Raw genomic sequence first — 15,103 nt, 5'->3', positions numbered from 1 at the left:
AGCTAATCGTCCGAATTCGTTAATACTGTATTATTTATCTTACTTTGATGGTGGACGATACTGGGCTTGAACCAGTGACCCCCGCCTTGTAAGGGCGGTGCTCTCCCAACTGAGCTAATCGTCCATATAAGAAAATAACTTATACAAACAGAGATATGGTGGACGATACTGGGCTTGAACCAGTGACCCCCGCCTTGTAAGGGCGGTGCTCTCCCAACTGAGCTAATCGTCCGTCTCTGTGGGGGCGTATTATAGGGAGATCGAAAAAGCTGTCAACAAAAACTAAGTAATTTTATGCTATTTTTTTAACTATTTAGTTCAACCGCTTCAAATTTCAGCAGAGTGGTGCTTTTGTGAACTTTTTTTCGCCAACAGCAATGCATTTATGATGAAAACCCCCATCGAGTAGGTGTATTTCCCGCTTTTGCCTGATAAAATGCCGGCAACTTTATTAACCAAAATACTTGTTTATTTTGCTGCTAACGAGCGAATAAGCAATTTAGTTGAGATTTTTATGACTTTAACAACTCGTTTTGCACCAAGCCCAACTGGATATTTACATGTTGGCGGTGCACGTACTGCTTTATATAGTTGGTTATACGCCCAAAAAAATGGCGGTAACTTTATCCTTCGTATCGAAGACACTGATTTAGAGCGTTCAACTCAAGCCTCTGTTGATGCCATTATGGATGGTATGAATTGGCTAAACCTTGAATGGACTCATGGTCCGTACTTTCAAACTCAACGTTTTGACCGTTATAAAGAAGTTATTGAACAACTATTAGCCTCAGGCAATGCATACCGTTGCTACAGCACTGCAGAAGAAGTTGAAGCGATGCGTGAAGAGGCGAAAGCCAAAGGTGAAATTGAAAAGTATAATGGCTTATGGCGTGAACGCACGGATCATCCTGAAGACAAGCCTTATGTTATTCGTTTTAAAAATCCTTTAGATGGCGATGTAGTCATTAACGACATTGTTAAAGGTGATATCACCATAAGCAATGAACAGCTTGATGATTTAATTATTGCTCGCTCTGACGGTACGCCAACGTATAACCTTACGGTTGTTGTTGATGATCTAGATATGAAAATTAGTCATGTGGTGCGTGGTGATGATCATATTAGTAATACGCCGAAGCAAATTAATATTTTAAAAGCCTTAGGCGCAACTATTCCTGCATATGCGCATATCCCGATGATATTAGGTGATGACGGTAAGCGTTTATCAAAACGTCACGGTGCAGTTAGTGTTATGCAATACCGTGATGACGGTTATTTGCCAGAAGCATTATTAAACTACTTAGTGCGTTTGGGCTGGTCACATGGCGATCAAGAGATTTTTTCTCGTGAAGAAATGATCGAGTTATTTGACTTAACCGGTTGTAACCGCGCTCCGTCAGCATTTAACACGGATAAGTTAGTTTGGGTCAATCAGCACTACATGAAAACACTTGCGCCAAGTTATGTTGCTTCGCACTTAGCATGGCATATGGCGGAGCAAGGCATTAATGTTGAAAATGGTCCGGCATTGGAAGAAATTGTTAAGGTACAAGCTGATCGCGTGAAAACATTAAAAGAAATGGCGCAAATTAGTCGTTACTTTTACGAAGACTTTACCGAGCTAGATGCGACAGCTGTTAAAAAGCACTTGCGCCCAGTGGTTAAAGAGCCGTTACAAGTGGTAAAAGAAAAGCTAGCTGCCTTGACCGATTGGTCACCAGCACCAATTCATGCGGCAATTAATGACACGGCGACACAGCTTGAAGTGGGAATGGGTAAAGTCGGTATGCCATTACGTGTAGCGGCTACCGGTGGTGGTAACTCGCCATCGCTTGATATTACTTTAGCATTGTTAGATCAGCAAAAAGTGCTTGATAGAATTGACCAAGCATTAGTCGTTGTTGAAGCACGCATTGCCAATAGTTAAGTTATTCTTTTACTAGAATAAAAAAGGCGCCTATTGGGCGCCTTTTTTATCATCAGAAATAAGGTGTTTTAAAACGGGTCTTTTAATATTTTATCAATAACCCATTTATTATCGATCTGGATAAGTGATAGGCGCTTAACGTCTTTTATATGCTCATCATGGTAATAACCATCAAAAAATATGGTGATAACCGCAGCATTTTTAAATTGTTCGCGGACCTTTACGCCACTATCATCAGGCTTAATTTCAACTTTATCGTACGACATATTAAACAAATGACGACCAACGGCTTTAGTCGATTTGTAATGCATAATGATTCGAGATAATTGCGGGCTGCAAACTGATGCGGCTTTTTTAATGTTTTTTTCATTGTATAAAGCATTAAAAAATTCAATGGCGACAACCTCAGGATTATCAACGTTACTGATTTTGTCTTTGTCTGCTTCACCACAGCCAAAAAGTAGCAAGGTTAAACTTAGGACGGCAATTTTTAAACAATTCATAAAGTAAATAGCTATCTATGTGGAATTAAAGATATATTACCGTAAATATTGTCATAAAATCTAATATTTTAGAAAAAGAAAAGACGTGATTTGTTACAAAACACGTCTTTTTTGTTTAGTTCGATGCCTATTTAAAATACTAGCATCGCTATTATTGCGGCTATGTTGTTACTGTACTAATTCTTCATCGGTAAACGAATCAGAGAATAATGCACTTGAAAGATAGCGCTCTGCTGAACTTGGCAGAATAACAACAATATTTTTTCCGGCATTTTCTGGCTTATCAGCGATGCGTTTAGCGGCAACGACTGCTGCACCCGATGAAATACCGGCAAGAATACCTTCTTCTTTCATTAAACGATGAGCCATGGCCATAGCATCATCATTTGAAACTTGTTCAACAGCATCAACAATCGAAAGATCTAAGTTACCTGGAATAAAGCCGGCGCCGATACCTTGGATTTTATGCGGGCCCGGTTTTAATTCCTGACCTGCTAACGCTTGTGTGATCACAGGCGAGTCTGTTGGTTCAACGGCTACTGACGTTACGGTATGCTCAGCAACATGTTTTAAATAGCGACTTGTACCGGTAATAGTACCGCCGGTACCAACACCAGCAACAAAAAAGTCAACATTGCCTTTGGTGTCTTGCCAAATTTCCGGGCCAGTAGTTTTTTCATGAATTTCTGGGTTGGCAGGGTTATCAAATTGTCCTAATAATACTACGTTGTCAGGATCTGCATCTTTTATTTCTTGTGCTTTAGCGATTGCGCCACCCATACCTTTCGCGCCATCAGTTAGTACTAATTTTGCACCTAAAGCGATGAGAAGTTTACGACGCTCTAAGCTCATGGTGTTTGGCATTGTTAAGGTAATTTCATAACCTCGAGCGGCAGCAACAAATGCTAGCGCGATACCGGTATTACCACTAGTCGGTTCGACAATTGATTTTCCAGCAGTAAGTAAACCTTTCTTTTCTGCATCCCAAATCATATTGGCACCTATACGACATTTCACGCTAAAGCTTGGATTGCGAGCTTCTATTTTTGCGTAGATGTTGGTGCCGTTTTCGCCACTGACAATTCTATTTAGCTTTACTAGCGGCGTATTGCCAATTGCTGTTGAGTTATCTTCAAATATTGTCGACATTTTTTAATCCTTTTATCATCAGTATCAATTTATGGATGTTCACTGATTATTTAATTATCTTGTATGTGTTAACCAACTCGGTTTATTTTAGTTTAGTCAACACTTTGTCGATAGGTTAACCCTTTGTCGCAGAAAAAGAAGTGATATTTAGGTATCTTATATGCCAAAAAGGAATAGTTAGCCGATTCGTTAATCTTAAATTGCTATTGTTGCTCTTTTCAAAGAAGTGCACATAGAGAAAAGTAGTAACACTAAAAGGCATTGCCGTAAGGGCAAAGGATTGATATTGTTAGTTTTATCACATAAGTAGGTTAGGTAAGTATAGGTAGCAGGGAATAATGGTGATTGATAGAGCGAATAGTGGGTCAGAAAATAGCGCTAAAGGACTGTCTTTGATGGCAAAAATTAAAGCGAAAGCAAGCAATTTGTCTCCCGAAGAAACACGTGAAATATTAACGCCATTTGCTTTTAAAATTGATCAATCGCTTTTTGGTATTTCACTTGCAGTGCCTTGGCGACGAGGTATTGCACTACTAATTGATTTGCTCCTTGTTGCTATATTAAGCGGTGCTCCGGGTGAATTACTGGCGATATTAGTTGCCATAACATTATTTCGATTAGGCAGTAAGAAGCGAGCGGCAAAATTCGGCAAAAAGCCCGGATTAAGAAAATCCGCACTGAGAGTTATTGGTGCCTTTGTGGTGTTTGTGGTGCTTGTTGATACCTTACCTGATATGTTTTCTAAAATGGATGAGTTTAATCACAACGTTGAACAAGCAGGACAGAGTCAAAATAAAAGTAATGAAGATTATCAAGCAAGCGAACTAGGAAATGACAACAGCGATAATACTTTTATCAAAGGGACTTTAATCATAGCTTCGAGTTTAGCCATTTCGCAAAGTGATTGTACAGATTACAGTTGTTGGCAAACCCTATTATCAGACTTATATAGCGCCTATGCACAGCAATCACCGACAGTTGAAGAGTCTAATGTGTTTATTGATAATTTATTGTCAAAAATGTCAGAAAAAGCTGTGCTGACGGTTGAACAAGAGGCAACACTAGCAACAACCTTAAGTCAATTAGCCTTGACCACAAATACTGAGAACACAGAGCAACAGCAGGCAATTAGCGCTGAGCCTAAAGAATCAGAGGTTGGGGAAGAAAGTGACGAGTTCGCTGAGCCAAAAACACCGGTGAGCAAAAGCACTGACAATTCACCAGTCTATAAAGGTTTGGCGTGGTTACAGGGCTTAATTGAAGATCTCGGTATCGGCTTTGGTTGGGCTGCCTTTTATTTTACTATGTTCACTGCCATTTGGCATGGCCAAACGCCAGGTAAAAAACTGTTGCGTATTCGAGTTATTCAATTGGATGGCACGCCGCTTTCTGTTTGGGACAGCTTTGGCCGTTACGGTGGTTATGGCGCCGGAATTGCCACTGGTTTATTGGGGTTTGCACAAATTTATTGGGATCCAAATCGTCAGGCTATTCACGATAAAATTTCTGCAACGATTGTTATTAACGATACTGAGCTTACTCGCCAGCAAACAAGTACCCAAGATAGCGCTGGTGGTAGCATTGGTGAAAGCACTGGTGAAAGTTTTAATGAAAGTCGTAAGATCAGTGAGTCGTAATAAGATATTTAACTTGTGGTTTTTGTTTTTGAGTTTAGTACGAAAATTCTGCTACTGATGGTACCAATATATTTTTCAATAATTTTATTGTGGCGATTGTCGTTAAGAAACTGTTTTAAATTAATATTAAATTGGTTTCTTAAGGTTTCATTATTGAAACCGACATAAGCGTTGACTTGTGGAATTAAGTCATGGCGCTTAATAAGTGAAGAGTAATTATCGACGATAGGAAATAGCTCAGTGCCAGCAAGTTCACTTTGTTCTTGATACATTTTTAAGAAGTAGTAGAAAATGTAATAGTCCAATACGACCACGTCATATCTTGCCATTAATAAAAGCTCTGGCAGTTTCGACATATCATGTAATTCGGTATAACTTGTTTGTTCGGTTATGCTTTTAAATTCTTCACCAAAATAGCCGGTAGCTCCTTGAAAACTAACCATTCGCAAGCCTTTTAAATCTGCAAAGTTTTCAATCACTAATGCTTGGCTTTTTAGTGAAAAAATCATTGGTCGGTATTGAATAAAAGCATCTGAAATATAGAGTTGCTCACTATCTTCTTGAAAAAAGGTCGGTAAAAATATGTCTGCTTCTTTCTTTTTTACTTGTGCCATTGCACGTTTTAACGGTGAAAATTCAATACTTACCTTATGGCCCATTTCCGTTAAAATGGTTTTGACAATGTCGATATCGATACCACTTGCCGTGGCGGCTATCATATGAGGCGGGGCGTCAGAACTAAACATAATCAGCTCACGACTATTGGCTTGCCATTGTGCCAACAATAGCAGGGTGCTTAACGCCAGTATTTTAACGCTTAAAATATGAATGTTTGACATTAAAACAACTTCCTTGCAACAGTATATTCCATTGAATAGGCTAACGATTATTCTGAACAATAGCAGTCGTTAGGCATATTGCTTAACGACTTAATACTATTTTATTATCCATGTGATTAACGTGTCTTATCCAAGTTTTTAAGGCAACCACGCGTAGCTAATTTTACTGTATATTGTTCTTTGATTTCGCTCTAAACTTTTTAGGTTATCATCTTGGTAGCTATTATCAGAATAGCCTAAATAAAACACCGTTTGAGGGTTTAATTTATAGGCATAAATGAGCTGGGTAGAAAGTTTATTTTCTTTTGCGGTATACGCGGCGTCATTGTTGGCCAAATTGAAATCAATATCTGTATAAACCAAGTTAAATTTAAGGTAGCTATTAATATTAAACTGATAAGAAACACGTAACTCAGTTAAGTTTTCTGTGTATACATTCGCATGATCTGCTTCTAGGTCGCTGTAAGTGTGCGAAAATTCAAACTCCAAGTGCTTATTAACGTTATAGCTTATATTGCCATAAAGCACAGTAATATCGCCTAACCTGTCATTGTCGTAATCAATTTTATCGCCAATGGTTAACTCAAGTTCGGTATATAATTGCGCCGTCGGTTGAATTGCGCCATAAATGATCGCTTGGTTTTCTTGAAAACGTTTGGTATTACCATCAATGCTATCATCAATGGCCAAGCTCGGATCTAATTCATAACGACGCAAACCCACTTTATCGGCCGCCGTAATCATAACATCGAACACGGATAGCATAGGGCCATCAATATTAAAACTACCGGCAATTGAGCGCTCTAATAATTCACCATTCTCGTTATGTAGTATTTGCCATTGACCAGAAAACTTCATTTCTTGCCAGCTGTTTTCAGGTTCGCCGTAAACTAAACGATCGACCAAAACTTTGCTTTTTTGATAATCAGCGCGGGGCATAAAGCCCAAATCAGCCCGAAACTGCTTGCCAATTTCTTGGTGCTCGGCATCAACTTGCCAATACTCTGACTCATGTTGGTATTCAAGTTTAAAGGCTTGATCACTAAATTTTTCTTCATTACCACTATGGGTCATGGCAGCAGAGTCTTGGGTATCAGCGTAAAGTATTTGTGCCTGAAATGAATTGGAATCGTTTAGGCGATATTTTGAATCGATTCCCGAAACCAAGTTATGGTAATTATCTGTTTGGCGTAGCGTGCCGATAACCCCAACCGATAAATCATCATTGACATCATAGCGATATTTTACCGCGCCAGACTCATTTTCTTCTGACAAGGAAACTAAACGTGAGCCAGTATTACCCGGCAGTATAATATTGGTTTGCGTATCATTGGTCATGAACGCCCCGTAACTATGATCTCCTTGTGTACCTGTGAGTTTGGCGCCATATTCTGGGTCGGCAATGTTTCGGGTGTAAACTAAGTCGAAGTTACTGGAAAAATATTCAGAATTCTCAACAAAAAACTGACGTTTTTCATCATAAAATAGCGAAAAGGTTTTATTAACACTTAACTGGCCGGCATCTGACTCAACATTGGAAAAGTCTGGATTTACCGTAACATTTAGTAGTGTATTAGCATTAATACCCCAGCGAATATCTAGGCCGGCATCGAAGTCGTTTTCACTTTGCCAGTCGTTATCGCTAGTGAAAATATCACGTTCTTCGTTTCTATTCGCTACTAGGGTTGGCGTAAGCATGAGATTTTTACTAGCTTTTGCCTCTTTAAACCCAGTAATTTCTGGGATTTGACATAACCAACATGGATCATCACGGTCAAGTTCGATATGGGAGATACGTAAACGCGAATCGCGTGGGTATAGGCGAATCAGTTCCATGGCCCAGGTTTTCACGTCATTATTATCATCAAAATTTAAAATGTGGTAGGGAATGGCCATTTCTACTTGATAGCCAGTGTCGGTTACTTTGCCAACCGACTCCCAAATACCATCCCAAGCGGAATCAGAATCACCGGTCATTTCGTTGGCAATACTGTCGTGTTGCACACCATAAGGGTTGACAAAAAACTCGTAATTTAAACGACGGTTATTGTAGGTATCAAGTTTAAAACCAACTAAATCATCACCCCAGCGGGTATCACGATCGCCTAAAAAGCCCTGAATAAGCTCAGGTTTAGGATCTTGTGCGATAAAGGCAATATAGAGAAAGTCGCCATTTTCTACTACTTTTGCGGTAGTGCTAACTGGGCTAGGCTTGTTATTCCATGGGTTATTAACAATATCAAGAGGAACATTGAGCGCTTGTTGCCATATTGCTTCATCCAATTCACCATCAACACTAATATTCTGTTTTACATGGGGAATATTGAGTTGTGCTAATTTAGCTGTACTTTCTTGCGCTATGCTTGGTTGAATCGCCAACAACAGGGCAGTAGCTACAACAGATAAGCTACAATATTTTAACTTCAATTTACCACTCCGATATTTTTATTATATTATCGTTTGAGCTAACTTACTCTCAATTAACGATAATTCCTTTTCGCAAATTGTTACAAATTTGCAATAAGTTGGCAATGGCTAGTTTAGTGCATGTAAAAAAGCCACCGTCTGTGGTGGCTTATTGTTTTGTCGAATCTGCTATCGAGACGTTATTATTTTATCCATGCGTAGCTAAACTTCATAAACAGGCTACGTTGCTCTTGTTCAAGTTCATTAAAGGTTTCTTCACTGTAGTGAAAGTCGGAATATCCTAAATAAAACACCGTTTGTGGGTTAATTTTATAAGCATAAAGTAGCTCGGTAGACAGCGATTTGCTATGACGGTCGATATCTTCAGGCGCGCTATATAAATAATTGTAGGGGTTTCTACTGGTGTTATTAAAAATAACACTTAGCCTTAGAAAACTTTGTACGTTGAACTGATAGGTGGTGCGTAGATCAGTTAATCGAGCGATAAAAACATTATCGCCGTCGGCATCAAGTTGACTAAAGGTTTGTTTTAATTTTATTTCTAAATGTTTGTTTACGTTCCAATTGACATTATTGCTTAGGCGTTTAATTTTCCCTAAACGATTATTGCGATAATCAATTTGATCACCCAGCTTTAGATTGGCATTAATGTAAAAACCTAATACCGGTTTAGTTTCGGCAAAGAGATAATATTGGTTTTCGGTAAATAAGTTGGTGTTGCCGGCAATAGCAATCTTACTTTTATCTAACCGGCTACCGACACTTTCTCGTTTGGTATAGGCTAAACGAAAATATGAACTATAGCTGGCATCGAGTTGGGCATTAATATCAAATTCTTTTTCAATTAGCTCGTTGTCATCATTGTGGGTAATATCCCAGTCAGAATATATAGTAAAATTAGTCCACCAGTTGCCCGGTTTTGCATACCACTTACGCTCACCACCTACGACAAACTTATTATGGTCAACGCGAGACATAAAGCCTAAGTCGCCCCGAAATCCGGCATTTTGTCGATTGTAGGTAACGCGATATTCCCATTCACTATCGCTATGATAATAACCGACTTTAAAGGCATTGCCGGTGAATTTGTCATCTTTTAAGGTCCGCAAAACATTCTCGTTATAAATACATTCACCAAATTGACAATCGCCATTTAACTCTGGTGTTGCACAAGCACTGCTGTCTTCGTCGTCATCAACATCACAAAATTGTTGATATAAATCAGTGGGATATTCCGTTTCTGAAAACAAAGATTGAAACTTGAAGACGTCAAAAGTATTCAAGCGAAACCTCGCATCAAGACCATTAACACTATTGCTATAGTCTTCACTGGTGCGCAATGTGCTGATCCAACCTAATGTGATATCGTCGTTGTAACTATAACGATATCGAAATGCTGCCGCTTGAGATTCATCTTCTATTGTTGCCACTGACGATGAACGATTACCGGGAATAAGAATGTTAGTATCTTGGTCGTCGGTAACAAATAAACCAAAAGCGTGATTATTCTCCCGCCCGGTTAATTTAGCGCCATAATTGGGTGCGTTAATATTACGGGTGTAAACTAAATTATAGTCACTATCAAAGTAGTCTTGATTGTCGAGAAAGAAAGGGCGCTTTTCTCGGTTAAATAACGCGAAAGTATTATTGATGTTGAGTTGCGCACTGTCTGCTTCAACGGTTGAAAAATCAGGGTTAATGGTAGCATTTAGCAACCAGTCGGGAGTGATCCCCCAACGTACATCTAGGCTAGGTTCGGTATTGTTGTCTCGTTGCCATTCGTTGTCATCGTCTTTTTCTTCTTGTGCGCCTAATACTAACGCAGGTGTTACGGTGAAGTTACTCCCTTGCTTAGCGCCTTCAAATCCGGAGGCGGTTGCGATTTGGCAAATTTCGCAATCGTTACCGCGATCAAGATGAATATTCGATAAACGTAAACGTTCGCTACGTGGATAATAGCGCAATAATTCTAAGCCCCAGGTTTGCTTGTCATCACTTTCCTGAAAATTTAACATCCTTAAGGGTAGCGCCATTTCCACGACATAGCCGTCATCGACAATTTTCCCGGCACTTTCCCAAATGCCGTCCCATGCGTCGCTTTCATTGCCGGTTACTTCACTTTCAATACCGTCAATTTGTACCCCTAGTGGATTAACCAAAAAGCGATAGGCACTGCGCTGGTCATTATAAGTATCTATTTTTATTCCGACTAAATCATCACCCCATGATTTATCTCGGTCTTTTAAAAATGCTCGAATTTCACTGGTATCAGGGTCTTTTGCGATAAAGGCTAAGTAGAAATAACCTTCTGATTCCATCAATAGTGCTTCGGTATTAACCGGGCTCGGAATGTTATCGTATGGTCGAGTAACATTATTAATCAGCACTTTTTTTGCAGATTTCCATTGCGGCTCAGTTAAATTGGCATCGACAATGATACTGCCCGATATTTTTGGAATATTGATAATGTCATTGTGACTATGAGTTGTGTCGGCGGAAAATGCTAATTGTGGCGTTAATAGCATGATAAAAGTCAATAATATTGGCTTTTTTGAGAAAAACATCGAAGCTCCATCTAAATGAGTTACATTAATTTACATTTATGTCGAGATGCTGAATCCAATCAGCCAAAGTGTCAAAATAAATTCGATGGTTCGTCGTTTTCCTACGTTCAAATGCCAATTTTGCCAGCTCGAATTTAAGATGCTGATGTAAAGTTATCATTTGCAAAGAATATTTTAAGATTGATATTACTATAATAAGTTAATAATGACTCGAATCTTAAAAACTTCTAGAGCATAATAATGCTATCTTAGGTTTATATGATAAGTCGCAATAAATACCATGCCTTTTTCTATACTCGATATCGCTGCGTTAAATTGTTTTATTCTTTGTTGGGTCGGTTATACCTGGTTTGCGCGTAGAAAAGCGAAAACAACCAACTGTGTTGCTAGGTGCTTGCACCAGCACAGAATTCATTGGATGTACGAGGTTATTGGTCGTGACATACGTGTTGGCGAGTCAGCATTATTGGCTAACTTAGAGCGAAATATTGCTTTTTTTGCTTCCTCAACCTTACTTATATTGGCAGGTGTTTTAACCTTGTTTGCTCAAGTTGAACGCTTAGAGTCGGTTATTGAGTCGATTCCTTATGCTGAGTTTCCAAATCACGCCATGATCCAACTGAAACTTAGTTTGCTGGCATTAATATTTGTCATGGCATTTTTTCAATTTACTTGGTCGATGCGTCAATACGGTTTTGTTAATGTTATGATAGGTGCTTGTCCTTATGATGCGAGTGGTAACAATAAAAATTTGCAGAAATATGCCGTGCAAATGGCGGTGGTGCAAGACCAAGCGGCGCACTCATACAACTATGGCTTGCGCTCGTACTATTTTTCAATAGCGGCGTTGTGTTGGTTTTTCCACCCATTTATCTTTATTTTTGCTAGCTTATTTGTGGTGCATACTTTGTATAATCGAGAGTTTCACTCAAAAGCCGTAAAAGCTATCACATTAGGACAACAATATTTAGAATATGAGCGGGCGGTTAGATACCCGAAAGATCATGAAGAAAGCTCAACTGATAATGAAAATATTAAACGATAAATTGTTATGACTGCTAAGTATTACGCTAATTATTTACCGAAAGATTTCGATAACTTTGACTGTTTAAAGCTCGCCCCCGGAATTTATCTTATTTTGTTATTTGTGCTGCGGGCTTATATAGTTTGGATCATGTCGGTAACCAATATGCGTGACCATGTGGGTATTATCCAATGGATATTTCCACAAACATCGCTGTTTTATCTCAACCTCGCTTCTGGTGTTATTGGCTTGTTTATTGTTTTTGTTTTAAGTTTGCGTCGACCTAATGCCGCCAATTGGGTCCGAGTCAGTTGGCAAAAATGTCATGTGTTGTTAGTTGCCGCGCTTATTTTTGATTTATTAGTGACGGTGTTAGGATATTTTGTTTGGCATCTACAGTCGATAACCTGGTTGCTAGCGCATGGTGGTATCGTGGTTATTGCTATTGCTTATATAATGCATAGTAAGCGTTTCGCAATAAATTTGGCTGAATTTCCAGAAGAATTACCCAAGCCATAAAACCAAACATAACGTGTCTAATAGTTTTAAGTGTTAGTGCTTAATATATAAAGAAAGGTAAGAAAACTTGATTGATGAAAATGCACAAGACGAACGGTTAATTATTCTTGATACGGAAACCACAGGTATTAATCCGCGTGAAGGACATCGTATTGTTGAAATAGGCTGTGTGGAAATGATCAACCGCCAGTTAACCGGTCGAAATTACCATGTTTACATTAAGCCTATGGCGTACGGTATGCAAATGGTGATGGAGCAAGAAGTTATTAATGTTCATGGCCTAACCGATGATTTTCTGCAAGATAAGCCGGTATTTGAGCAAATAGGTCAAGAGTTTGTTGATTTTATTAAAGGCGCCCGTCTTGTTATTCACAATGCCAAGTTCGATGTTGGCTTTATGGATCACGAATTTGCTATGGTACCCGGTCTGCCGATGACCGCAGAGATATGTAGTATTACCGATACCCTTAAAGTCTCTAAAGATGAGTTTGGCTCGCCAAAAACCTTAGATTATTTAGCCCGCTTTTATAAAGTAGATAAGCTTATTGACCGTACTTATCACGGGGCACTGATTGATGCTCAATTGCTGGCGTTTGTTTATATCGAAATGACCCGCAAGCAAGAAACCTTGAACTTGCAATCGGGTGATAGCCAAGGAGAAGACGCCAATGCCATTCGTCGTGTTACTGAAAACCGCCCTAAATTAAAGGTTTTACAAGCAACGGCCGATGAACTAGCAGAGCATGAGAATCGTTTGGCTATTGTTAATGAAAAAGGGGCTACGCCACTATGGCAAAAATAATTGAGGCTGAAATTATCGCGACAATAATAACGGCAGCAAAAGCTAGGGCATCAAGAGTAAATAAATTTAATCTTAAACTATGGCTCAATAGCTGTTTTTCCAGTGTAGTGTTGGCGGCTATGTTAAGTGTTAATGCAAATGCACAGCAGTTATCAGGTGAAATTGAATATTATGACGATGATAATATTACCAATCAAATCCCTTATTTTGATAATCGTTTCCGCATTGATGAGCAGCTAGAAGAAGTCACCTTGTTATTTTATCGCCGCAGCGGTACTCAGCCGGTTATTTTAGTGCGTCCTGATGGCTCCAAATTAAAAATTAACAATTTACCAAAAGACAAAGTGCAATGGTTCGATGATCGCACCTTTGACATGATCAAAATAAAATCGCCTATGGTTGGGCCGTGGCAAGTTATTGGTGAAGTGGCACCGAATAGCAAAATTATGGTGGTGTCTGAGATCAAACTTGAAGTTACTCCGTTACCAGAAATTATATTGCAAGGTGAAACGCTTAAAATGGAAGGGCGATTGTTTAACGGCGAAATGGCAATTGATAACCCGTCGTTTAATGATGTGCTAGTGCTTGATGTTGACTTTTTTAGTACTAATAATTCTGCTTATGATAATTTTGGCGCGCAACCCATCAAGCTGACGTCTTTTCGTGATGACGGCCGTGATTTGGATGAACACGCCAACGACAGTTTATTTACCGGAGAATTTGAGTTAGATTTTGCGCCAGGTGAATGGGAGCCTATTTATATTGTTAAAATGCCAATGGCGACGCGTGAATTACGACAAACTCCTGTTATTGTGCGGAAAAACCCTATTAGCATTGCGGTTGAAACCACCCAAGATGAAAATGATAGTCATTTGGCAACGTTTACTATTGACGGCAGCTACGTCAACGTTGATAGCATTTTAATTCAAGGTAAAGTTACCTTCCCTGACCGACAAGTCGAACCTTTCTCCGTTATGGAAGGGCAAGGCAGCAGTCGCACTTATAATATTGCTTATACAGAACCTGGTATTCATCGCGTTAAAATTGGTGTTTTTGGGGAAACAACCACAGGTAGAGAATTTCGAGCCACAGTACCTGAGTTTAGCTTTAATGTTGATCGTATAGGTGGGCCGCTAGTACCGACACTTAATGGTGACGGTAGCGAGCTGAGTGTAGAGCAGCAAAATGCTCAAGCAATTGCCGATGCAGAACTGGCCGCGGAGCAATTGGCACAAGAGCTAGCGTTAGCAAAAGCCCAGCAAGAAGCCGAAGTTGCAGCTAAACAGCAAGAAACCCTTTTATATATTATTGGTGGTAACACGCTTGTTATTTTAATCGCCGGTATTTTATTTTTATTAATGCGACGAAAAAAGACAAAAAGTTAATCTATTAGTCGGTTCTTAAGGCTATTTTGCTGTTAAAAACGCCTGATTGCTTATCAATTAGTCATATAGACAAATGAATGATAAAAACTGGTTGACGGCATCGAATCTTAACCGTATTATTCCCGCCGCATTCAGCAAGTTATGTTGAAAGCAGCGATTAATGTGTGGAGTGGTAGTTCAGTTGGTTAGAATACCGGCCTGTCACGCCGGGGGTCGCGGGTTCGAGTCCCGTCCACTCCGCCAATTAATCCAAAGGTTGTAAATCCTTTTAAAATTTACAAGAAACAAGATGTGTGGAGTGGTAGTTCAGTTGGTTAGAATACCGGC

General features: G+C 39.4%; 11 protein-coding genes and 3 tRNA genes. 7 read left to right on the top strand and 7 right to left on the bottom strand.

Going from position 1 to position 15,103, the window contains the following annotated elements:
- Nucleotides 1–48: 48 nt before the first annotated feature.
- Nucleotides 49–124, bottom strand: a tRNA-Val gene (locus AC27JP_RS20170).
- Between the two features lie 32 nt (nucleotides 125–156).
- Nucleotides 157–232 (bottom strand) — tRNA-Val (locus AC27JP_RS20165).
- A gap of 282 nt (nucleotides 233–514) precedes the next feature.
- Between AC27JP_RS20165 and gltX the strand changes: the two genes are divergently transcribed.
- On the top strand, nucleotides 515–1,927 hold the full coding sequence (gene gltX, locus AC27JP_RS20160) for a glutamate--tRNA ligase (RefSeq protein ID WP_487117738.1): 1,413 nt from the start codon (nucleotides 515–517) through the stop codon (nucleotides 1,925–1,927).
- Between the two features lie 68 nt (nucleotides 1,928–1,995).
- Here the strand turns inward: gltX and AC27JP_RS20155 are convergent, their stop codons facing one another.
- Nucleotides 1,996–2,430, bottom strand: coding sequence for a hypothetical protein (locus AC27JP_RS20155; RefSeq protein WP_487117737.1), 435 nt, complete (start codon nucleotides 2,428–2,430; stop codon nucleotides 1,996–1,998).
- Between the two features lie 168 nt (nucleotides 2,431–2,598).
- Nucleotides 2,599–3,579, bottom strand: a complete 981-nt coding sequence (cysK, locus tag AC27JP_RS20150) for a cysteine synthase A (protein WP_487117736.1) — start codon at nucleotides 3,577–3,579, stop codon at nucleotides 2,599–2,601.
- A 395-nt stretch (nucleotides 3,580–3,974) separates the two neighbouring features.
- Between cysK and AC27JP_RS20145 the strand changes: the two genes are divergently transcribed.
- The gene (locus tag AC27JP_RS20145) at nucleotides 3,975–5,216 is read left to right on the top strand and encodes an RDD family protein (protein ID WP_487117735.1); all 1,242 of its coding nucleotides are present in this window, start codon (nucleotides 3,975–3,977) and stop codon (nucleotides 5,214–5,216) included.
- An 8-nt stretch (nucleotides 5,217–5,224) separates the two neighbouring features.
- Here AC27JP_RS20145 and AC27JP_RS20140 read toward each other — a convergent pair whose 3' ends face one another.
- From AC27JP_RS20140 to AC27JP_RS20130, 3 genes are all read right to left on the bottom strand, one after another.
- Complete coding sequence (locus AC27JP_RS20140) at nucleotides 5,225–6,055, bottom strand: substrate-binding periplasmic protein (RefSeq protein WP_487117734.1); 831 nt, start codon at nucleotides 6,053–6,055, stop codon at nucleotides 5,225–5,227.
- 138 nt (nucleotides 6,056–6,193) lie between these two features.
- Nucleotides 6,194–8,482 carry a carbohydrate binding family 9 domain-containing protein gene (locus AC27JP_RS20135; RefSeq protein ID WP_487117733.1) on the bottom strand — a complete coding sequence of 763 codons (2,289 nt, stop codon included), beginning with the start codon at nucleotides 8,480–8,482 and terminating at the stop codon, nucleotides 6,194–6,196.
- Nucleotides 8,483–8,664: 182 nt separating this feature from the next.
- Complete coding sequence (locus AC27JP_RS20130; RefSeq protein WP_487117732.1) at nucleotides 8,665–11,046, bottom strand: carbohydrate binding family 9 domain-containing protein; 2,382 nt, start codon at nucleotides 11,044–11,046, stop codon at nucleotides 8,665–8,667.
- 280 nt (nucleotides 11,047–11,326) lie between these two features.
- On the opposite strand from AC27JP_RS20130, the gene AC27JP_RS20125 reads away from it, so the two are divergent.
- The 5 genes from AC27JP_RS20125 (at nucleotide 11,327) to AC27JP_RS20105 (ending at nucleotide 15,019) form a co-directional block, all read left to right on the top strand.
- A complete protein-coding gene (locus tag AC27JP_RS20125) occupies nucleotides 11,327–12,091 on the top strand; it encodes a DUF599 domain-containing protein (protein ID WP_487117731.1) in 765 nt (254 codons plus the stop codon).
- A 6-nt stretch (nucleotides 12,092–12,097) separates the two neighbouring features.
- Entirely contained in the window at nucleotides 12,098–12,589 is a 492-nt protein-coding gene (locus AC27JP_RS20120; RefSeq protein ID WP_487117730.1) for a DUF2919 family protein, read from the top strand.
- A 67-nt stretch (nucleotides 12,590–12,656) separates the two neighbouring features.
- Nucleotides 12,657–13,391, top strand: coding sequence for a DNA polymerase III subunit epsilon (gene dnaQ / locus AC27JP_RS20115; protein ID WP_487117729.1), 735 nt, complete (start codon nucleotides 12,657–12,659; stop codon nucleotides 13,389–13,391).
- Complete coding sequence (locus tag AC27JP_RS20110) at nucleotides 13,379–14,776, top strand: TIGR03503 family protein (RefSeq protein ID WP_487117728.1); 1,398 nt, start codon at nucleotides 13,379–13,381, stop codon at nucleotides 14,774–14,776. Before dnaQ ends, AC27JP_RS20110 begins: the two co-directional genes overlap by 13 nt.
- A gap of 166 nt (nucleotides 14,777–14,942) precedes the next feature.
- A tRNA-Asp gene (locus AC27JP_RS20105) sits at nucleotides 14,943–15,019 on the top strand.
- Nucleotides 15,020–15,103: the final 84 nt, after the last annotated feature.

Source organism: Colwellia sp. SU-HH01172 (genome assembly GCF_057553355.1).
Note: the sequence above shows the minus strand (reverse complement) of the source record. Positions and strands in the feature narration are given on the sequence as shown.